This is a genomic window from Enterocloster citroniae (assembly GCF_040545455.1).
Classification (GTDB): domain Bacteria; phylum Bacillota; class Clostridia; order Lachnospirales; family Lachnospiraceae; genus Enterocloster; species Enterocloster citroniae.
In genome coordinates this window covers 22,118-43,336 of record NZ_JBEPLZ010000033.1, presented here as the reverse complement: position 1 = coordinate 43,336, position 21,219 = coordinate 22,118, and the positions used below count along the sequence as shown (strand labels likewise).

The window sequence follows — 21,219 nt, the reverse complement described above, 5'->3', positions numbered from 1 at the left end:
AGAATTTTGCCTTAGAAAAGGCCCGAATTCTCTGGGATTGTCTCTTCCTATCATGTTAGGGGTTAAAAGTCGGTATTAACCGATACCCCCTTCTATTGTCTGAAGCAGCTAAATCACCGTTCTTCTTCCCTCTGGTCCGATATACTCTGAACCGTCAAAGGCAAGCACAAGGAGAAAGATGAAGTTAAGGAATACCAGCCCCACACCAAACCAGGCGCCGTGCCCAAAGGAAACCGACAGTTTGATACAGGCAATGACCCGCATGACGACCATGCCTACGCTTGCAGCCAAAAAGACTATGATCCCCAGTCCTCCTACATGCTGAAAAGCCACTGCTATGACGGCAAATACCGCCAGCAGGCCGAACATCTTCCCGCTCCATGTCAGCTTATATTCTATATAGGTGCTGTAAACAGGGATCAATGCCTTCCAGCCGGCTTCCCCTGCCTTTTTAAATATCATCCAGTACGCAAGGATACAGAGTAAAACCACGACCGTGGCCACGGCATACTTAACCATCTTCAGGCTCAAAAGCAGCATTGCCAATTCTTCCATTTGAATTTCCTCCGGGAGCGTGTTTGGGACACGGGATCCGACACGTCTTCATGTACCATATTATCTCTTTGCAGGGACGATCTCCACCCAGTAGCCATCCGGATCCGCGATAAAATAAATGCCCATGCCCGGGTTCTCATAGCAGATACAGCCCATCTCTTCATGATGCTTGTGGATCTCATCAAATTCGTCTACGTGAAACGCCAGATGGAACTCGCATTCTCCCAGGTTATAAGGCTCTTTCCTATCCCTTAACCAGGTCAGCTCCAGGTTAAATCCCGTTACCCCATCCCCCAGATACACCAGTTTAAAGGAACCATCATCCGCATTCTTTTCCCTCACCGGCTCAAGTCCCAGGGCCTCTTTATAAAATGCAAGGCTTTTTTCCAGATCCAGAACATTAAAGTTAAAATGGTTAAATGTAATCATACCGCACTCTCCTTCTCTTTTATTATAGATCTATTATAAAAGGAACTGGCCTGCATAACAACATGCAAACCAGTCTTTTTAAAATTGATGCAGGTTTCAAGACCTTACTTCACAGGAACCATGACTTCCATTCCGCCCATATATGGACGAAGTACTTCCGGAATCTTCACGCTGCCGTCAGCCTGCAGGTTGTTCTCCAAAAAAGCAATGAGCATACGCGGAGGGGCAACCACGGTATTATTCAGGGTGTGGGCCAGATATTTGCTTCCATCCTCGCCCTGGACACGGATCTTTAAGCGGCGGGCCTGGGCATCTCCCAGATTAGAACAGCTTCCCACCTCAAAGTACTTCTTCTGTCTTGGGGACCATGCCTCCACATCCACGGACTTGACCTTCAGATCGGCCAGATCACCGGAGCAGCATTCCAATGTACGCACCGGAATATCCAGGGAGCGGAACAGATCCACAGTATTCTGCCACAGCCTGTCATACCACATGGGGCTTTCCTCAGGCTTGCACACAACGATCATCTCCTGCTTCTCAAACTGGTGGATCCTGTAAACACCCCTCTCCTCAATGCCGTGGGCGCCCTTCTCCTTGCGGAAACACGGGGAATAGCTGGTCAGTGTCTGAGGCAGCTGCTCCTCGGGGGTGATGGTGTCAATAAATTTACCGATCATGGAATGTTCACTGGTGCCGATCAGATACAGGTCCTCTCCCTCTATCTTGTACATCATGGCATCCATCTCCGCAAAACTCATCACGCCTGTGACAACATTGCTGCGGATCATGAAAGGAGGCACACAGTAGGTAAAGCCGCGGTTGATCATGAAATCCCTGGCATAGGAGATCACAGAGGAGTGCAGCCTTGCAATGTCACCCATGAGATAATAGAACCCATTACCGGCCACCCTTCTTGCAGCGTCCAGATCGATTCCGTTAAAGCGCTCCATGATCTCCGTATGGTAAGGGATCTCAAAATCCGGAACCACAGGCTCGCCAAAACGCTCCACCTCCACGTTCTCACTGTCATCCTTGCCAATGGGAACGCTGGGATCTATGATATTGGGGATCGTCATCATGATCTTTAAAATCTGCTCAGACAGTTCCCCCTCTTTTGTCTCCAATTCGGCCAGCCGCTCAGAGTTGGCGCTTACCTGTGCCTTGACAGCCTCGGCCTCCTCCTTCTTTCCCTGGCCCATAAGTTTACCGATCTCCTTGGAAAGCTTGTTGCGGCTGGCGCGAAGGTCATCCGCCTCCTTCTGGGCACTGCGGAACTCTGCATCCAGAGCGATCACTTCGTCCACCAGAGGCAGCTTGCTGTCCTGGAATTTATTCTTAATGTTCTGTCTGACAATGTCCGGGTTTTCTCTTACAAACCTTAAATCTAACATGGTATTCCTCCTGGATTTCCTTGATGTAATCACCTGTCCCACAGGGTACTTTGATGCGCACCGGACAGGTATTCCTGTACTGTTAAAGAGTATATAACATTTTACCAGGAAATAAAAGCCCTATTTTTCTGTTTTTCCGGCCGGTACCACAGTTTACTGCCTTGGGCATACTGTTTTCACGCGGCGCCTCTCTTCTATTTCTTTATCCCTGGTGGACCGCCCGGACCAGCACATCCAGCAGTTCCTCAAAACACACGCCGTTTGCCGCAGGGATGTCCAGTTCCTCGGAACGCCTGATACATTTTTTTACAAAGGATGCGGCCAGGCGGACCCCCTCTTCCAGATCCCATCCCCTGACAGCGGCAGCGGCCACCACAGAGGAGAACACATCCCCTGTGCCGGGGCGCTCCTGCCCTACGCGGATGGTTTTAGGAAATGTGACTTCACGCCTTCCCTCCGCCACCACGTTCACAAGATACCCGCCCTGGTTCACGCCGGTTATGACCACGGACTCCGGCCCCATGGCCTGGATGTCCGCCGCCATGGTCTTAAGTTCCTCCCTGGTCCATCCCTTTTTTCTAAAGGGTCTTCCGGTGAGGATACATGCCTCGGTCAGGTTGGGGGTTACAATATCGCCCATGGAAACAAGGTCCTTCATCCGTCTGCACATGGATGGGGTAAAGGTGGCATAGGTCTGACCGTGATCCCCCATGATGGGGTCTATGATCACCCTGGTCTCCTCCCCTCCAAACTTCCGGATCATATCCATTACAATGGCGATCTGGGCTTCGGATCCCAGAAATCCGCTGACGATCCCGTCAAAGGACAGATCCAGTTCTTTCCATTTTTCTATATAGGATGGCATTTTCTCCGTGTAATCATCGAAAAAATACACAGGAAACCCTGTGTGATTGGAAAGGATGGAGGTGGGAACGGGACAGCACTGCACTTTCATGGCAGATATAATGGGAATAGCCACTGTCAGTGAACAGCGGCCATATCCCGATAAATCATTGATCATAGCTATTTTTTTTTGACGGTATTCACTCATGTTATTCTCCTGTCTTATGGAAGCTGCTTCATTCCTGTCCGTTGGCAGGCACAAAGGTCCTACCGGAGCCGTTCAAACAGGCCTGCCCGCTTGAGGACGCTGCGCAGTGGCATGTATATGGCTGCCGCCGCAATGGTGGAGGTCACCGCATTGATGGAGGATGCGGTGACGTTCCAGGCCAGTGTGAGCTGTGCCGCAGGCTTACCCAAGATCAGCAGCTTATAATAATACCCCACCAGCGGGTCAAATATCACATTAAACAACAGTCCGCACACAGAGGCTGCCACAACAAAACGGAAGATCCGCTTCTTATCACCGGTCTCGTTGATCTTTCCGATCCGGTGCGCCACCAGGCCGGTGATCAGGCCGATACACAGCTTCAGGATAAATGTCTTAGGCGCATACACCACATACACCGGATCAAACAGATCCCCAATGGTCATCCCGATCGCGCCTCCCAGGCCGCCGTACAGTCCGCCCATAATCAAGGCGCCCAATACGCAGACCGCGTTTCCCAGGTGGATGGATGTGGCATCTCCTCCCGGAAGGGTGATCTTGATCTGCAAAAAAGTAAACACCACATAGGATAATGCGGCAAACAACCCGGTAAGGGCCACTTTGTATAAATGATTTGATTCCTCTCCCGCATAGCCGGCAGTTGTAACCTGATTTGTCTTCATACTCTCTCACTCCTTGTACCCCAAAGGGGTTATTTCATGATCCTGCCCTATCTTATCACCGAAGTGGAGTGTTATAAATATCCAGTTTTATTGAATTTAACCAGGCCAGTCGCCAGACGGAACCGCACGGAACCGCAGGAAGCCGCCAGCCGGTCAGTCGTGGGATTCCACCACAATCAGAACGCCGTCTGTAAATGTGATACCGCCTTCCTCCCCCTCCAGCTCATTGCTGATACACAGGCTGGTCCCGATCTCAATATCCTTTAAATAAAGCGGATACTTAAATCCGGTAAGGGTAATCCCGTTTACCTGTTCCGTCAAAGGCAGGAAGGAAATATACTTCCCCCACAGTTCACTGCTCCGGAAGGTATGTTCCCCGTCAATGAGGTACATCCTGTTCTGCCGGTCCAGGATATATGCCTCGATTCCCTTTTGCAGACAGGGGTATAAAAGGTGGAGGTTCCCCAGCATGTGATCCATACGCCCGCCTGTGGCTCCCAGGATCACGATCTGGGTACAGCCAATGGCCTGGGCTTTGAGAAGGGCCAGTTCCGTATCGGTCTCATCCTTCTCAGGCTGGTGGGTATCCCAGATGATGTGCTCCCGGCTTCTGTAGTATTCCAGGATCTCAGGCTTTACCGTGTCAAAATCCCCCACGATCATATCCGGTTCCAGGCCCAGCGCCTTCACCGCCTCCAGCCCGGCATCCACAGCTATGACCTTATCAAAAACTTCCTGTTCTAAAAAACAACCGGCAAAAGACAGATCCAGCTTGCCGCCGGTGACAATCAGACATCGCTTCATGACTCATATCCTTTAAATATCTCTATAAATTCTTTTGTCTTTGCAGCAGCGTCCCCGCCAAACACAGCGGAACCTGCCACGAATACGTTGGCTCCCGCTTCCATGATTCCCCTCACATTGGCTGCGCTGACTCCTCCGTCCACCTGGATGTCGGTCTTCAGCCCCAAACGGTTAATTCTTTCCCGAAGGGAACGCACCTTGTCCAGCGTGTAGGGAATGAATTTCTGCCCCCCGAATCCCGGGTTCACGGTCATGATCAGTACCATATCCAGCTGATCCAGGACACAGTCCAGCACATGGATGGGCGTTGCCGGGTTCAGGGCAACTCCCGCCCTGCACCCCTGCTCCCTGATCTGGTTCACCACCCGGTCAAGATGGGTGCAGGCTTCTGCATGGACCGTGATAATATCCGCGCCGCAGGCCTTCATGTCCGCCACGTATCTGCCCGGGTCTTCCACCATCATATGCACGTCAAACACCGCCTCTGTACAGGGGCGCAGGCTTTTGAGCACAGGCATTCCAAAGGATATGCTGGGCACAAAGGCCCCGTCCATCACATCCAGATGGATGTATTCCGCTCCTGCCTGAGCCACTGTGGACACCTCCAGGCCAAGATTGCAAAAATCCGCCGCCAGAATCGATGGCGCTAATTTATAGTACATGATCAGTACCTCCTCTTATTCTTCAGTTCTTCATACATCAAGAGATAATTGTCATACCTGCTTTGGCTGAGGCCGCCTGCTTTCAGCGCTTCCTTTACGCCGCACACCCTTTCGCCCACATGGACACAGCCAAGAAACTTACAGCCATCCTCATAGCCTGAAAACTCAGGGAAATAATCCTTCAGATCCCCGGCCTCCAGATCGGGCGTGAACATGGAGCTGAATCCAGGGGTATCCATCATGTACGTATCCTCCTCCACATAGAACAATTCGCAGTGGCGGGTGGTATGCTTTCCCCTCTCGATCTTCTGGCTGATATCCCCTGTCTCCATAGCCGCACACGGCTGGATACAATTGGTCAGTGAGGATTTTCCCACGCCAGAAGGCCCGGCCAGCACCGTGGTTTTTCCTCTGAGGATTTTTCTCACCTGTTCCAGGCCGGTCTCCTCATAGGTGCTGATAAAAGCCACCCGGTATCCGGCCGTTTCATAGATCTTCCTGTAAGTCTCCACCAGGTCCTCATCCCCCAGATCCACCTTGTTAAAACATATGATCACAGGTACTTCCTGGATCCCCATCATCACCAAAAAACGGTCCAGCAGGTTCAGGTTGGGGGCGGGATGGGTCAGGGCAAATACCACCAGCGCCTGGTCCACATTGGCCGCAGCCGGGCGCACCAGCGCATTGGACCGGGGAAGGATCACGTCAATATTGCCCTCCCCCGCCTCCTGGTCCAGCACGGAAAATTCCACATTATCTCCTACCAGGGGCTTGATCTTCCTATTGCGGAACACGCCCTTGGCCTTACACTCATAAATCCGGTCCTTACCATTGTGTACATAGTAAAAACCTGCAATTCCCTTAATGATCTTACCTGTCATACACTCCTCTTATCCCACCGGGAAAAATGTAACCGGATAGGACGCTATTACTGTTAAATTCGCACTTCCTGCATCTACCACTTCCACAATACCGCTGTCCACGCCGTAAGCACCTCTGATCCTTGGGATCACCACAGGTATGGTCTGGGCGCCTACCACCAGCCGTTCTTTGATCAGGGGTGTATAGATCTCCTCCCCGTTGGGCATGGTCTGTTTTAACCGGACCATGACCCTGACACTGCTGGTCTGGGATGCCGGACCGATATAATTACTCAGGGAGCAGGTCTGGTCAATGGACGCCACATAGTACTGGTCCGATTCCGCCTGTGACAGATCCGGCTCACCGCTTACCACATAATCCACAGCAGCCCCCGGCTCCAGCATGGTTCCGGCATCCACTGCCTGGCTGATGATCAGTCCCTCGGCCACCGTATCGCTGTGTTCCTGGGTCACATCCCCCGGAAGGAGTCCTGCCGCTGCCAGCATGGCATCCGCGGCTGTCTGGTTCTGTCCCCTTAATTCAGGAACCATTCCCTGTACAACCTGTATTCCCTTGCTGACAAACAGGGTCACGCTCTCCCCCACCTTCGCGGTTTCCGGGCTGAACCGTAAAACAGCGCCCGCTGCAGCCGTGTTGCTGAACTCTTCCTTGATCTCCACCGTAAGCCCCTTTTCCTCCAGAAGCTTTGCGGCATTATCAGCGGTCAGCACCGTAAGGTTCAGTTCGCCCAGATCCACTTTGTCACTGCCCTTGCTCAGGGTTACGCCCACCACGCTTCCCTTTTCCAGGACAACGTCTTTATCGAACACCTGGGACATCACAAGGCCCTCTGCAACATTGTCGGAAAAGTCCGTTCCCGTCACTTCCATCTTCAGACCGGCTTTTTCCAGTTCCTCCCTTGCCTTTTCCTCTGTCATTTTCAGAACAGAGGGGACGTAGGTCTGATTGTTGGTTATATTCACTTCCACGCTTTCGGTGGCCGTCTCCGTGCTCACGGTCACCGTAGGCTTTTCACTGGTGCCTGCCCGGAACAATCCTGTCAGCCGGGAGAACACAAACAGCACCACTGCTACGATCAAAATGGCGGCCACTATGCCGATCCCCGTGATTATGCGCTCAAACTGAGTGCTCACATCCTTCTCAGGATTCTTTCTGGATGACAGATGGCCGTTCCCGCGGCGCTTGCCCTTTTCGCGGGAAACAGGTTTGGGTACATCATCCTTTAACTCCTCCTCGGACCGTTCATTCTCCCGCCCCGCCTTCCGGCTCTCCTGCATGTTGATCAGTTCTTCCCTGGAAATGGATCTGGTTTTTCCAAGCTCATCTCCCTCTTCCAGGTCATAGATATCGCAGTCCGGGTTCATCAGCGCCTTTCTCAGGTCCCCGATCACATCCAGCACATTAGAGTAGCGGCGGTCCGGGCGCTTCTGGGTACACTTGAGAATGATCTGCTCCAGGGCATGGGACAGATCAGGTACCAGCTCACTGGGACGTCTTACAGGCTCCTCCAGGTGGGCCAGTGCAACTGTAACCGTATTATCCCCCTCAAAGGGAACCTTGCCTGTAACCATCTCATACATGGTAATGCCAAAGGAATAGATATCGCTGCGCTCATCACAGTAACCTCCCCTGGCCTGTTCCGGTGAAATATAGTGGACAGACCCCACGGCCGTGGCATTCATAGTTTGTGTAGAAACAGCCCTGGCAATTCCAAAATCAGCCACTTTTACCTTGCCGTCCCTGGATATGATCATGTTCTGGGGTTTGATATCCCGGTGGATGATATGCTGTTCATGGGCTGCCGCGATCCCCTGTCCTACCTGGATGGCGATCCCAATCGCTTCCTTGCTCTCCAGGTGCCCCTTTTTCTCTATATAATTCTTAAGGGTGATCCCCTCGATCAGCTCCATAACAATATAGTGAAGCACATCCTCATCCACTACATCATAGACACTGACAATGTTGGGGTGTGACAGTCGGGCGGCCGCCTGTGCTTCCATCTTGAACTTGCTGACAAAATTATCGTCAAAGGCAAATTCTTCTTTTAATACCTTGATGGCCACCGGACGGTTCAGGGTATGGCACTGGGCTTTATACACCACAGACATTCCGCCGGAACCAATCCGTTCCAGGATCTCATAACGGTTCTGAAGATATGTACCAGGATTTAACATGTGCCCGCCTCCCTTCCCAGGGGATTCACAAGCACCACTGCGATATTGTCAATTCCTCCCTGCCGGTTTGCTTCCCTGATCAGGCGTGAAGCCTTTTCCTTCAGGCTTCCCGGACCGGTAACAATACTGCAGATGGTATCGTCATCCACCATATTGCTCAGACCATCGGAACAGAGAAGGATATAATCCCCTTCCTCCAGATCCACCTCAAAGAAATCAGGTTCCACACTCCTGCCGATTCCCATGGCTCTTGTTATGATATTCTTGCGGCTGTTGTAATCCACACTGCCCCTGCGCATCTGGCCCATGGCCACCATCTCTTCCACATAAGAATGGTCCCTGGTCACCTGCCGTATGGCGCCTGCCTGGATCAGGTACAGGCGGCTGTCCCCCACATTGGCCACGTAAAGAGTTCCGTCCTCCACCACGCCGGCCACCAGGGTACAGCCCATGCCCTTTAATTCTTCCCGTTTCAGGGATTCCTCGTACAGCCTTTCGTTCACTTCCTCAATTCCCATCTTTAACTGCATGACGGGAGAGCCTTTCCCTGCCCTGTTGATATAGATGACCAGATTCTCCACCGCAAACCGTGAAGCGTAATCTCCGGCCTTATGACCGCCCATTCCGTCCGCCACCAAAAACAGATTAGGCAGTGAGCCCACCATCTCCGGCGAGGAATAGATATAATCCTGATTCATGGATCTTATCTGGCCTATGTCCGTTAATGCATATGCTTCCATGGTTACTCCTCTCCTTCCATATAGCTCTTTCGCAGCTGGCCGCAGGCTCCGCCTATATCCCGGCCCATTTCTCTTCTAATAGTAACATTTATCCCGCTTTTTTCAAGGAGATTTTTAAACTCGGCAATGGCCTTCTGCCCTGACTGGACATAGTCCCTCTCCTTGATGGGGTTTACGGGGATCAGGTTCACATGGCCGTGCTGATCCCTGATCAGCCTTGCCAATGCCCTGGCTTCATCCAGGTTGTCATTGACCCCCCGGACCAGGCTGTACTCAAAGGTAAGCCTTCGTCCTGTCTTCTCATGGTAATAACGGCATGCTTCCAGCACATCCTTCAATTGGTAGCTGTTGGCAATGGGCATCAGCGTCCGGCGGACCTCATCATTGGGCGCGTGAAGGGACAGGGCCAGTGTGACCCCCAGTCCTTCCTCGGCAAACCGCCTGATTCCCGGTACAATGCCGCAGGTGGACAACGTCAGGTTCCTCTGGCTGATATTCAGGCCCTTTTCATGGGAGATCAGGTGCAGAAAACGGATCACATTGTCATAGTTGTCAAAGGGTTCTCCAGAACCCATCACCACCACGTTGGAAACCCTCTGCCCCGTGACCGACTGTATCCTGTAGATCTGGTCAAGCATCTCCGATGCCCGCAGGTTCCGTTCCAGGCCATCCAGGGTGGAGGCGCAGAAACGGCATCCCATCCTGCACCCCACCTGGGAGGAAATGCAAACGGAATTGCCGTGATGGTACTGCATCCAGACGCTCTCTATGATATTGCCGTCCTCCAGACCGAATAAATATTTCCTGGTTCCATCGATCTGTGATACCCGTTCTTCCACAATACGCAGGTTTGTCAGACTGTAATGCTCCTTCAGCTTCTGCCGCAGTTCCTTGGATAAGCTGCTCATATCCTCAAAGGATTCCACCAGCTTCACATGGATCCAGTCATAAATCTGTTTTGCCCTGAAAGATTTCTCTCCCAGGGCTGCCATCTCCTCTGACACCTCTTCCAGTGTCATGGACTTTATATCTTTCCGGCCTTTAAAATCCGTTAAATCCAGCATAACATACTCCTGATTCTCTATTTTCGCCTGAACACGCTGATGAAAAATCCATCAAAGGGATGGATCCCCGGAAGAAACTGGATCATTCCTTCCTTCAGCGATGGCTCGTCAAAGGCATTCCCCACCCGGTTTGTCAGATCCACCGGCTCCAGCGGGAAGCGGCTTAAAAGCCATCTGGCATTCTCCTCGTTCTCCTTTGTGTCAATGGTGCAGGTGCTGTACACAAGGGTTCCGCCCGGCTTCACATACTCCCATGAAGCGGCAAGGATCTCCCTCTGAAGGGAGGCCAGTTCAGCCATCTTTTCCATGGTCATGTTGTATTTGATGTCAGGCTTTTTCCCAATGATCCCAAGGCCTGAGCAGGGAAGGTCCGCGATAACGATATCCGCCTTTCCCCTGGCATCTTCATCCGTCACCAGGGCATCCCAAACCACCGCCTTTATGTTGGAGGCCCCAAAGCGGGCCATATTTTCCTCTATCATGGCCACCTTCTGCTCGCTCAGATCCCTGGCCTCCACCATGCCCGTACCCTTTAGCTTGTCAGCCAGGTGAAGGCTTTTTCCTCCCGGAGCAGCACACACATCAATGATGTAATCCCCCTCCTTCGGATCAGCAAGTTCGCTTACCAGGGCAGAGGTCACATCCTGAACCTGGATCCATCCGTTCCGAAAGCTTTCCAGGCTTTCCAGATAATCATAACCTGATATGGATATCATGGATTCCAGCCAGGAAAGTCCTGTCACAGCCACCCCCTGGGATGCCAGGGATTCCAGGATCTCCTTCCTGGACGCCCTGCTGAGATTGCAGCGCACCCAGGTGGGTCCGTCCCTAAGAAAAGAGGCGGCAATTGCCCCCGCCTTTTCCCTTCCATATTCCTTTTCCCACATGTCATACATCCACTGAGGGATGCTGTAGGCCAGGGACGGCGTATCAAACACCAGGGAATCCTTTTCCCTGGAAACAGTCCTGAGCACGCCGTTGACAAAGCCTTTCAGGCCTGAAAAATGCCGCTTTACCGCCAGCTTCACCGCCTCATTGCAGGCGGCGGAATCCGGCACCCTGTCCATATACAGGATCTGGTACACGCTCATCCTTAAAAGATTGCGGATCAGCGGTTTCATCTTTTCTGTCTTGGTCTTTGAATACCTGTTAATGATATGGTCGATCTGCAGAAGATATTCCAAAGTGCCCTCGGTGACCCGTGTGATAAAGGCACGGTCCGGCTTGTCCAGGTACTGGTACTTCTGCAAAGCCTGGTTCAGTACAAGGTGGACAAAACTCCCCCTTTCCAGAACCTCTGTCAGTATATCCAGTACGATCTCCCTGTTTTCAAGTCCGCGGTCCGAAATCTTAGCCATTCCTCTTATGTCCCCTCCAGGTATTAGTCATTTCTTCGATTACCAAAAATCATAAGAAGCCTCAGGAGCTGAAGAATGGATGCCGCAGCTGCCGCCACATAGGTGAGAGCCGCCGCGCTCAGCACGCTCCTGGTCTGCCCCACTTCCTGTCCGGACAGGATCCCGGTGGAATCCAGCAGGGTCACTGCCCTGTGTGAAGCATTATATTCCACCGGCAAAGTGACCAGCTGGAACAGCACTGCCAGTGAAAACAACAGGATACCGATGCTGGCAAGGGTGGAACCGCCTCCCCCAAGCAGCAGGCCGATGAGGATCAGGGGCCAGGCCAGGCTGGAGCCCAGATTGGCGGCAGGCACCAGGGCTGCCCTGATCCTTAAGGGTGAATAGTCACTGGCATCCTGCATGGCATGGCCGCACTCATGGGCCGCCACGCCGATTGCTGCAATGGAGGTGGAACCGTACACGGAATCCGACAGGTTCACAGTCTTTGTCCTGGGGTCGTAGTGGTCCGTAAGATTACCCGCCACACGGCGCACGGTCACATCATAGATACCCTGGTTGTTCAAAAGTTTCTGGGCCACCTCGGCGCCTGTAAGACCGCACATGCTGCGCACGGAGGAATACCTCTGATAGGTGGAGTTCAGCTTGGCGGAGGCTATCATGGATATGACTACGCCGATCAGAACCAGGATATAGGTTGAATCATAAAAAAATGGATAATACATAGTTATTCATCACTCTCTTTCAATTGTGCAATCAGTTGTGCATTCAAGTATGCTTCCATGCTACTCAGTTTTCCTTGTCAGTATATCCCCTTCATGGACAGGATACCCCCGCAGGAACGCATCCACATCCATGCGCTTCTTTCCCTCCATCTGAAGTTCCTTTATGGACAGCAGGCCTTCGCCGGTCTTAACCACCAGGGACCGCTTGCCGGAACATACCACCGTACCGCTGGGAGCACTGTCAAGGGATGGAACGCTGTGGGCAATCTCCTCTTCCTCGTCTTTCCCAAGTACATCTGCGGACCATATCTTAATGTTTTTTCCATTCCACATGGTATATGCGCTGGGCCATGGATTCAGTCCGCGGATCAGACGCTCTATGGACACCGCGCTCTTCTCCCAGTCAATATCTCCCAGGGATTTGGTAAGCATTTTGGCGTAACAGGTTCCCCCCTCCGTCTGGGGGGTACGGACTATGGTTCCCTCCTCCATCTTCTTAAGGGTGGACAGGATCAGTTCCCCGCCAGCCAGGCTCAGCTTATCATGGAGGCTTCCCCCTGTCTCATCCCTGTCAATGGGGATCACCACCTTCTCCAGCATATCGCCGGTATCCAGCCCCACATCCATCATCATGGTGGTTATGCCGGTTTCCTTCTCCCCATCGATCACACACCACTGGATAGGCGCCGCTCCCCGGTACTTGGGAAGCAGGGAGGCATGGATATTCACACATCCAAGCCTCGGCAGGTCCAGGACGGATTTGGGAAGAATCTGGCCAAAGGCTATGACCACAAAGACATCCGCCTCCATCTCCCGCAAAACCTTTACAAAGGACTCATCCCTTACCTTCACCGGCTGGTACACCGGTATCTTATATTCCAGCGCCTGGATCTTCACCGGCGTCATCTGCATCTCTTTTCCCCTGCCCTTTGGTTTGTCGGGCTGGGTCACCACTGCAGCCACATCATGGCCTGCCTCTACCAGTGCCTTTAAGGTGGGCACGGAAAAGTCAGGTGTTCCCATAAAAACAATGCGCATCTTCCCACTCCTATTCCTCAATGATCTCCTCGCCGGTCTCCGGGTTGGTGTCCACCAGTTCCCCTTCCACCAGCTCCACATACATCTGGCCTTCCAGATGGGCATACTCATGGCAGAGGGCTCTGGCCAGAAGACCTTCTCCCTCCACTTCCACCGGCTCCATATTCTCATTCAGCGCCCGCATCTTTACATAGTTTGGGCGTGTCACGATACCTGACTTGCCCGGCAGGCTCAGGCAGCCCTCATAACCGGTCTGTCCCCCCTCCTGGGCGATGATCTCAGGGTTGATCATCACATACTGGTTGCCGTCATCCACGTCCACCACAAAGATCCGCTTCAGCACGCCCACCTGAGGTGCGGCCAGGCCGCAGCCATTGGCCTCATACATGGTCTCGAACATATCCTCAATCAAATCCATGGTACGCCCGGTCATCTCCTTCACAGGTTTGCACTTCTTTGTTAAAATCTCGTCTCCCATAACCCTTATCTGTCGAACTGCCATCGTGGTCTCAATCTCCTTTATTATGTTCTGTCACGTTAAATCATATTGTACTGTCAGTCCAAAACGGCCCTCCGCCTCCTTAAGGCGCAGTTCCGCCATTTTCCTAATCTGTATCAGTATATCATAATTTTCGTGCTTTATATATAAAATTTTTCTATAAATATCATTAACTTTGTATACAGGCGCATTCACCGGGCCGATGAGCTTAAAGCCCTCCATGGCGCTCCCTGCCCTCTCCTCCACCCAGCGGGCGGTCTCTGAGGCGGTCCGCTCCAGCACATCCTCCCTGGGACAGGCCATCTGGATGGTGAGCAGGGCCACGGCCGGCGGATACCCAAGAAGCCTTCTGTATGCCATCTCCTGACCGTAAAATGCCTCGTAATCCTGGCTGGCAGCGGTCACGATACAATAATGGTCCGGCTGATAGGTCTGTATGATAACATTGCCCGGAAGGTTTCCCCTCCCGGCCCTCCCGGCTGCCTGGGTCAGGAGTTCAAAGGTCTGTTCCCCGCACCTGTAATCCGATGCATACAGGGACAGATCCGCTGCCAGCGCTCCCACCAGGGTCACCTTGGGAAAGTCATGGCCCTTTACGATCATCTGTGTACCGATGAGGATGTCTGCATCTCCCCTGGCAAAGGCGGAGAGGATCTCCTGATGACCTCCCTTTTTGGATGTGGTGTCCGTGTCCATGCGCAGGATCCTGGCGCCGGGAAACAGTTCCCCGGCCATGGTCTCGATCTTCTGGGTTCCGGTGCCAAAGGGCGCAATATACCGGGAACCGCAGGCAGGGCACTCCCCAGGCTGCTGTATGGTGTAGCCGCAGTAATGGCACATCATGCGTCCGTCCCTGTGCAGGGTCAGGGTCACATCACAGTGAGGGCACTTAAGCGCTTCACCGCAGGCGCGGCAGGACACAAAGTTGGCATACCCCCTGCGGTTGATAAACAGCATGATCTGCTCCCTGTTTGACAGCCGCTCCTGGATCAGTTCCTGAAGGCGGCGGCTGAATATGGAACGGTTCCCGGCCCTCAGCTCCTCTCTCAGGTCCACGATCTCCACCTGGGAAAGCCTTGCCTTTGTCTTGGCCCGCTCCTTCATGGTAAACAGGGTGTATTCCCCTCTCAAAGCCTTTGTGTAGGATTCCAGGGACGGTGTGGCCGATCCCAGCACAAGGGATGCTCCGTTGGCTTCCGCACGCACGGAGGCTGCCTCTCTGGCATCATAGCGGGGGGACAATTCACTTCTGTACGCATTCTCATGTTCCTCGTCAATGATGATCAGACCCAGATCGGAAAAAGGGGCAAACAGGGCGGAACGGGGACCGATCATAATATCAATATCCCCTGTTCTGGCCCTTTCATACTGATCATACCGCTCCCCGGCCGACATGCGTGAGTTCATCACCGACACGCGGTTGCCGAACCGATTGTAAAACCGCATTACGGTCTGCCATGTAAGGGATATCTCAGGTATGAGCACAATGACCTGACGCCCTGCCGAAAGCACATGGCTGATCAGTTCCATATAGACCTCGGTCTTGCCGCTTCCCGTAATACCGTGGATCAGATAGGTCTTTCTTATCCCCTCCCGGTAATCCTGGATAATGGAATCCGCAATCTGACGCTGGACCTGGTTTAAGGGCGGGGCCTGGTCTGCAAATACAGGAGAATCCGCTCCGGCCAGTCTCTGCATTTCCAGCAGCGGGTTCCTGTAACGCTCCACCACCTCCACCGCAATGACACCGGCCTCCTCCAGGGGTTTTATGACAGCCGCAGTAAGGTTTAAGCGCCCTGCGGCCTCCTCATATGGTATGATGCTTGAATCCTTAAGGGCTTCTAAAAGCCTGAGCCTGGCCTTATGGTTCTTCTGCCTGGCCTGTGCAGCTGCCTGTTCCAGCCCCTGGGGATCCAAAAGGCAGCGTATCCTGCGCCGGGGCGCCTCCTTTACCTTCTGCTTCACCGGAAGCACGGTCCTTAATGCCTGGTTCATGGTGGAACCATACCGTTCCTTCATCCACCATGCCAGCCAAATAAGCTGGGATTCCGCAGTCACGCTTCCCTGCACAATCCCAGCCACATCCTTCAGCTTATTCTCATCAAACTCCGCCTGGTCCGTCAGGCCCACCACATACCCCTTGCGCTGCCGGTTGCCCTGCCCAAAGGGAATATATACCTGATGCCCCACCTGAATGCGGTCCTCCAGTTCCTGCGGAATCCTGTACTGGAAGGTCCTGTCCACACTTTCGTGGGAAATATCTATGATAATATTGGCATACTTCTGCCCCACACACTTCACCTGTCAATCTTTAAATCTGATATGTACGTTCCCGTACTCCAGCCTATTATACATGAGAATAGGGAAAAATGCAAATCAGGGAATATATTGGTTCAGGGCAGCAAACAGACGGTCATAATCAATGGGCTTTGAAACATGGTCATTCATGCCTGCGGACAGGGCCTTCGCCATGTCCTCGGCAAACGCATTGGCGGTCAGGGCAATGATGGGAATCTCCTCCGACTGGGGATGGGAACTGTTTCGTATCCGTCTGGCCGCCGTATAGCCGTCCATCACAGGCATCTGCAGGTCCATCAGGACAGCCTGGTAATAGCCCTCGGCAGACGACTCAAACAGGTCCAGCGCCTCCTGCCCGTTGCAGGCCTCCTCCACAAGGAATCCGGCTTCGGACAAAATGGTATGCACGATCTCCATGTTCAGTTCATTGTCCTCGGCCACCAGCAGGCGGACGGTCTTTTGGGATACCTTGCGCAGAAGCCCTGAGACTGCACCATGCCCCGGATCTCCCGCCATGTGTTCCTCCCCATCCAGTTCCATGGAAAGGGTGACCGTAAAACGGCTCCCTCTGTTTTTCTGGGTCTCCACCTGGATACTGCCGTTCATTGCATTTACGATCCCCTGGGCAATGGACATGCCCAGACCCGTTCCCTGGACAGCGGCGGCACTATCGTCATTTTCCCGCATAAAAGGGACAAACACGTAATCCCGGAAATCCTCGGACATTCCGATCCCGTTATCCTCCACTATAAACACAAAGGTCCCGGATCCCGGCGAGCGTTCCGTCACCTCCTTTGCCGTAAGCTCCACCCTTCCGCCTTCCGGGGTATATTTGACTGCATTGGACAGCAGGTTTAACAGTACCTGGCGCAGCCGTCCGCTGTCCCCTATGAGCCGGTCGTGCATGAGCTGTCCCCCGTCCACTGTCAGGCTTTGCTTTTTCTTTTCCGCCTCTGGACAAATAATGGTTTCCACCTCACACAGAAGGCGGCGCAGACAGAAAGGGGTCCTGGACAGTTCCATCTTTCCTTTCTCGATCTTAGACATATCCAACACCTCATCGATCAGGTTTAAAAGATGGCTGCTGGACATGGATATCTTCTTCAGGCAGTCCTTTACACGCCCCGGATCATTCACCTGGGCCAGGGCGATGGAGGTCATACCCACAATGGCATTCATGGGGGTGCGGATATCGTGGGACATCTGGGCCAGGAAATTGCTTTTTGCCTCATTTGCATACTTGGCCGCCTCATATGCGGCCATCAGGGCATTCCGTTTCTCCTCCTCCTGTTTCATCTCCATCATCTTTTGGTCGTGGATGTTCATGTTTGCAAAAATCACCTTGGCGACCCGGCTTCCCTCCATCTCAGCAACGCTAAAACGTGATCTGACCCACTGGACCCCCTCCGGATACTGCCTTCTGAAGTCAATGTCATATACGGGATGATCTCTGGATAAGGTCATTCGCAGGAACTCAGGGCTTCCGGCCCTGCGCATCTTCTCCTGGTCCTCATGGCAAACATGGCCCTGTATAAACTTTTCATAATATAGCTTCAGACTCCCCTTGGGAAACTCCCTGGATTTTTCTATCCATGTCTCCTGCCAGATTGCTTCCTCCGTATCGTGGTCCAGGTCAAAAAGATAGATGGAATAATAGCACTGGCACAGATTGGACAGCACATTGTCACGAAGCCGGGCCTTGTCCTTTAACATGACCGTGTCCGTGATGTTCTGATGATACCCGCGAAGGCACACTCCCCCCTGGTAACTCAGGTCCCGGACTCCTCCGCACCGCACATAGATACGGCCCAGAACGGGATGCTCCCAGGGATACTGCACCTCAGCCCGCTCATTCCTGATCATCTTTTCCACACCGGACTGTATCATGGGGCAGTATGCCGGATCGATCCGTCCATACCACAGTTCATAACATTCCTCCGGGGACGGCATCTCTTTTAATCCCAGCAGTTCCAGCATGGCCTTGTCGCTGTACATCCGAGGCGCTCTGTCCTGGTCCATCTCGATCACCCACAGGCCTGTGCGGGCCATGCTCAGAAGCTCCTGCGTATTTTTTATATCCATAAAATGGTCCTGCATATGTACATCCCCCTTTTGCCGGCCGGCGTGTTGATCTTGCCGTTCACAGCGCTCCAGTATCACTTATCCTACAGTATTTTCCCTCAGTGGACAATGGCACACATCACTTCACAGCCACGGCCCGTTTTTCAAACCCTTTGAAACGCCACGAGAATACAAAGGCGCGGAAGATCCAGTCAATGAACATACCGTACCACACTCCCATCACCCCAAGCTTACATATATTCACAAACAAGTATGCAAATCCGATGCGGAACGCCCACATGGAAAACACGGCTACCGCCATGGTGAATTTCACATCCAGGGACGCTCTCAGGGTATGGGGAATGATAAAGGCCAGGGGCCACAAGATCATGGCTATGCTGTGGGCTGTAATCAGTTCCCTGGACAGCCGGGACGCCTGTTCCGAGAGATGGTAGATCCCCACCAGCTGGCCTGAGAACACCACCATGGCGGTACTGAGCACTGCCAGGATCCCGTAATTCACCCCCATCAGGGTCTTTGCATAATGCTTTGCCTCCGCCAGCCTTCCGGCACCCACGCACTGGCCCACAATGGTGATCAGCCCCAGCCCGATGGCAGTTCCGGGCAGGTACAGGATGGTCACCAGATTGCTGGCAACCGCATAGCTGGCAATGGCAGCCGTGCCCAGGGAGGACACAAGACTTTGGAGGAAGATTTTCCCAAATTGGAACATACCGCTTTCCAACCCGCCCGGTATGCCGATGGAGAGTATGTTCTTTATCATCCTCACATCCGGCACAAGGAGCTTCAGGCTGTTAAGGCGGATGGAATTATGACGGTTCTGGATCAGCACCAGCATCATGGCCGCTGCTATGATACGGCTTAACAGGGTGGGATAAGCCACTCCGGCCACCCCCATCCCAAGGCCGAACACGCAGACGGCATTGCCCGCAATGTTGATCACATTCATCACAAGGGAGGTCATCATGGATACCTTGGAATTACCCATGGAGCGGAACAGGGCCGCACAGGCGTTATACAGCCCGATGAAGGGGTAGGAAAGGGCCGTGATCCAGAAATATGTCTGGGCATTGTCCATGACCGAAGTCTCCACCCTTCCAAAAATAGCGCCCAAGAGATGCCTGTTCCCAAGGATCGCGATCCCTGTCACCACCATGGAAAGGGCCAGGGTCACGGTGACCAGCTGCCCGGCCGCCTTGCGGGCATCCCTTGGCTGCACCTTGCCCAAATACTGCGCCGAGATCACCGCGCCCCCGGTTGCCAGGGCTCCCATGATCTGTATGATCAGCACGCTGATGGAGTCCACCAGTGAAACCCCGGATACGGCGGCCTCGCCAACGGCAGCCACCATGACCACATCCACCATTCCCACCAGCACTGCCATGATCTGTTCCACGATCAGCGGCGCCAGCAGCTTTATCAGTTGTTTTCTGGAAAACATATCATACCATCCTTATATTATCTCATAACTTCCCGACTCACCCGCCCTGATACCGGCGGAATAAAAATGCTTAGCCACCTGGACCAGATAGCAGGTATCCTTTATCCCCGCCGTCTCATAGGGTGAGTGCATGGCCAGCTGGGGAAGACCGATATCCACGGTGTTAAGCGCTACATGGGCATTGCTGATGTTGCCCAAAGTGGAGCCCCCGGGCATGTCGGAACGGTTGGCAAAGGTCTGGAAGGGCACGTCCGCCTCCTGGCAGAGTACCTTAAACATGGCTGCCGAAACAGCATCCGTGGTGTATTTCTGGTTGGCATTGTACTTGATGACGATTCCCTCATTCATATAGGGCCGGTTGGTGGGGTCCGCCTTAAGGTCAAGGTTGGGATGGACCGCGTGGGCATTGTCCGCCGATATCATGAAGCTGGATGCCAGGGACATGAGGTATTCCTCCTCACTTCTCCCAAGATTTCTGTTGATCCGCTTTAACGTATCCTCCAGGAAAGTGGAATCCGCTCCCTGTTTTGTGCCGCTTCCCACTTCCTCATTGTCAAACACGGCGTGGACAGACACATTTTCAGAATTTTCCCCTTCCAAAAAGCCCTTTAGGGATGCAAACGCACACTGCAGGTCGTCCAGGCGGCCGCAGGAGATAAACTCGCCGTCAGCTCCCCAAATCGTCCCCGGTGTTCTGCTGTAAAGGAACAGGTCATGGCCCAGGACATCCTCCTCCCTGACCCCGGCGCTCTCAGCCACGTTTTTCATAAAAGTCCCCTTGGCAGAGGCATCTCCGTACAGAGGCAGCATATCCACCTGGGGGTTGTATTTATAGCCGTCATTGACCTCCCTGTTAAAATGGATGGCCAGATTGGGGATCATCAGCAGGTCCCGGTCCACCTTCACCAGCTTTGTCACCAGGCGTTTTCCCTCCCTGACAACCAGGCGGCCCGCCACGGAAAGGGGCCTGTCCATCCAGGGCGCGCACAGCATTCCGCCGTATTTTTCCACGTTCAGTTTGATATAGTGCCCTCCTGCCTCCATCTCGGGATTCTCCTTGATCTTAAAGGAAGGTGAGTCACTGTGGCTTGCGATCAGATGAAATCCGTTAAATGCTCCCAAAGGTATCTTAAATGACAGAATGGAGGACTGGTTCCTTGTTACAAAATAGGAACCGCCCCGGCGAAGTTCCCATGCCTCCCCTTCATGGAGCTGGGTAAACCCGGCTTCACAGAGCAGTCTGCCTATATTCTCCACTGCATGAAAACTGGTGGGGCTGTCTTCCAGGAAACGGATCAGTCCCTCCGCTGTCTTCCTGCAGTCGTTTCTATCTAATGTCATGT

At 53.2% G+C, this 21,219-nt stretch carries 19 protein-coding genes; all 19 read right to left on the bottom strand.

Annotated features, from left to right (window positions below; genetic code table 11):
• Positions 1–108 precede the first annotated feature (108 nt).
• The 19 genes from ABID13_RS25965 to ABID13_RS25875 all read right to left on the bottom strand — a co-directional run bounded on the left by ABID13_RS25965 (position 109) and on the right by ABID13_RS25875 (position 21,217).
• Positions 109–555 carry a DUF5684 domain-containing protein gene (locus ABID13_RS25965; RefSeq protein WP_045092541.1) on the bottom strand — a complete coding sequence of 149 codons (447 nt, stop codon included), beginning with the start codon at positions 553–555 and terminating at the stop codon, positions 109–111.
• 60 nt (positions 556–615) lie between these two features.
• The gene (locus ABID13_RS25960) at positions 616–984 is read right to left on the bottom strand and encodes a VOC family protein (RefSeq protein WP_007858152.1); all 369 of its coding nucleotides are present in this window, start codon (positions 982–984) and stop codon (positions 616–618) included.
• A gap of 104 nt (positions 985–1,088) precedes the next feature.
• The gene (serS, locus tag ABID13_RS25955) at positions 1,089–2,378 is read right to left on the bottom strand and encodes a serine--tRNA ligase (RefSeq protein ID WP_007858153.1); all 1,290 of its coding nucleotides are present in this window, start codon (positions 2,376–2,378) and stop codon (positions 1,089–1,091) included.
• A gap of 202 nt (positions 2,379–2,580) precedes the next feature.
• Positions 2,581–3,429: a pyridoxamine kinase gene (locus ABID13_RS25950; protein WP_007858154.1), complete on the bottom strand. Its 849-nt coding sequence runs from the start codon at positions 3,427–3,429 to the stop codon at positions 2,581–2,583.
• A 59-nt stretch (positions 3,430–3,488) separates the two neighbouring features.
• Positions 3,489–4,109 carry an ECF transporter S component gene (locus ABID13_RS25945; protein WP_048931222.1) on the bottom strand — a complete coding sequence of 207 codons (621 nt, stop codon included), beginning with the start codon at positions 4,107–4,109 and terminating at the stop codon, positions 3,489–3,491.
• A 153-nt stretch (positions 4,110–4,262) separates the two neighbouring features.
• Positions 4,263–4,913, bottom strand: coding sequence for a thiamine diphosphokinase (locus ABID13_RS25940; RefSeq protein ID WP_007858156.1), 651 nt, complete (start codon positions 4,911–4,913; stop codon positions 4,263–4,265).
• Entirely contained in the window at positions 4,910–5,575 is a 666-nt protein-coding gene (gene rpe, locus ABID13_RS25935) for a ribulose-phosphate 3-epimerase (protein WP_007858157.1), read from the bottom strand. Before rpe ends, ABID13_RS25940 begins: the two co-directional genes overlap by 4 nt.
• Positions 5,576–5,577: 2 nt before the next feature.
• Positions 5,578–6,456, bottom strand: coding sequence for a ribosome small subunit-dependent GTPase A (gene rsgA / locus ABID13_RS25930; RefSeq protein ID WP_007858158.1), 879 nt, complete (start codon positions 6,454–6,456; stop codon positions 5,578–5,580).
• A gap of 9 nt (positions 6,457–6,465) precedes the next feature.
• On the bottom strand, positions 6,466–8,631 hold the full coding sequence (gene pknB / locus ABID13_RS25925) for a Stk1 family PASTA domain-containing Ser/Thr kinase (protein ID WP_048931223.1): 2,166 nt from the start codon (positions 8,629–8,631) through the stop codon (positions 6,466–6,468).
• Positions 8,625–9,371 (bottom strand): Stp1/IreP family PP2C-type Ser/Thr phosphatase, encoded by a 747-nt coding sequence (locus ABID13_RS25920; protein WP_048931224.1) that lies wholly within the window; start codon positions 9,369–9,371, stop codon positions 8,625–8,627. Before ABID13_RS25920 ends, pknB begins: the two co-directional genes overlap by 7 nt.
• A 2-nt stretch (positions 9,372–9,373) precedes the next feature.
• A complete protein-coding gene (gene rlmN / locus ABID13_RS25915; RefSeq protein WP_048931225.1) occupies positions 9,374–10,435 on the bottom strand; it encodes a dual-specificity RNA methyltransferase RlmN in 1,062 nt (353 codons plus the stop codon).
• 17 nt (positions 10,436–10,452) lie between these two features.
• Positions 10,453–11,793, bottom strand: a complete 1,341-nt coding sequence (gene rsmB / locus ABID13_RS25910) for a 16S rRNA (cytosine(967)-C(5))-methyltransferase RsmB (protein WP_048931226.1) — start codon at positions 11,791–11,793, stop codon at positions 10,453–10,455.
• 23 nt (positions 11,794–11,816) lie between these two features.
• On the bottom strand, positions 11,817–12,518 hold the full coding sequence (locus tag ABID13_RS25905) for a zinc metallopeptidase (protein ID WP_048931227.1): 702 nt from the start codon (positions 12,516–12,518) through the stop codon (positions 11,817–11,819).
• A gap of 60 nt (positions 12,519–12,578) precedes the next feature.
• Complete coding sequence (fmt, locus tag ABID13_RS25900; RefSeq protein WP_048931228.1) at positions 12,579–13,556, bottom strand: methionyl-tRNA formyltransferase; 978 nt, start codon at positions 13,554–13,556, stop codon at positions 12,579–12,581.
• A gap of 10 nt (positions 13,557–13,566) precedes the next feature.
• Entirely contained in the window at positions 13,567–14,058 is a 492-nt protein-coding gene (gene def, locus ABID13_RS25895) for a peptide deformylase (RefSeq protein ID WP_048931229.1), read from the bottom strand.
• 30 nt (positions 14,059–14,088) lie between these two features.
• On the bottom strand, positions 14,089–16,347 hold the full coding sequence (priA, locus tag ABID13_RS25890) for a replication restart helicase PriA (protein ID WP_045092534.1): 2,259 nt from the start codon (positions 16,345–16,347) through the stop codon (positions 14,089–14,091).
• Between the two features lie 84 nt (positions 16,348–16,431).
• Positions 16,432–18,450, bottom strand: a complete 2,019-nt coding sequence (locus ABID13_RS25885) for an ATP-binding response regulator (protein ID WP_048931230.1) — start codon at positions 18,448–18,450, stop codon at positions 16,432–16,434.
• A 103-nt stretch (positions 18,451–18,553) separates the two neighbouring features.
• Entirely contained in the window at positions 18,554–19,876 is a 1,323-nt protein-coding gene (locus ABID13_RS25880; protein ID WP_007858168.1) for an MATE family efflux transporter, read from the bottom strand.
• A gap of 12 nt (positions 19,877–19,888) precedes the next feature.
• Positions 19,889–21,217: a M18 family aminopeptidase gene (locus tag ABID13_RS25875; RefSeq protein WP_048931231.1), complete on the bottom strand. Its 1,329-nt coding sequence runs from the start codon at positions 21,215–21,217 to the stop codon at positions 19,889–19,891.
• Positions 21,218–21,219 lie beyond the last annotated feature (2 nt).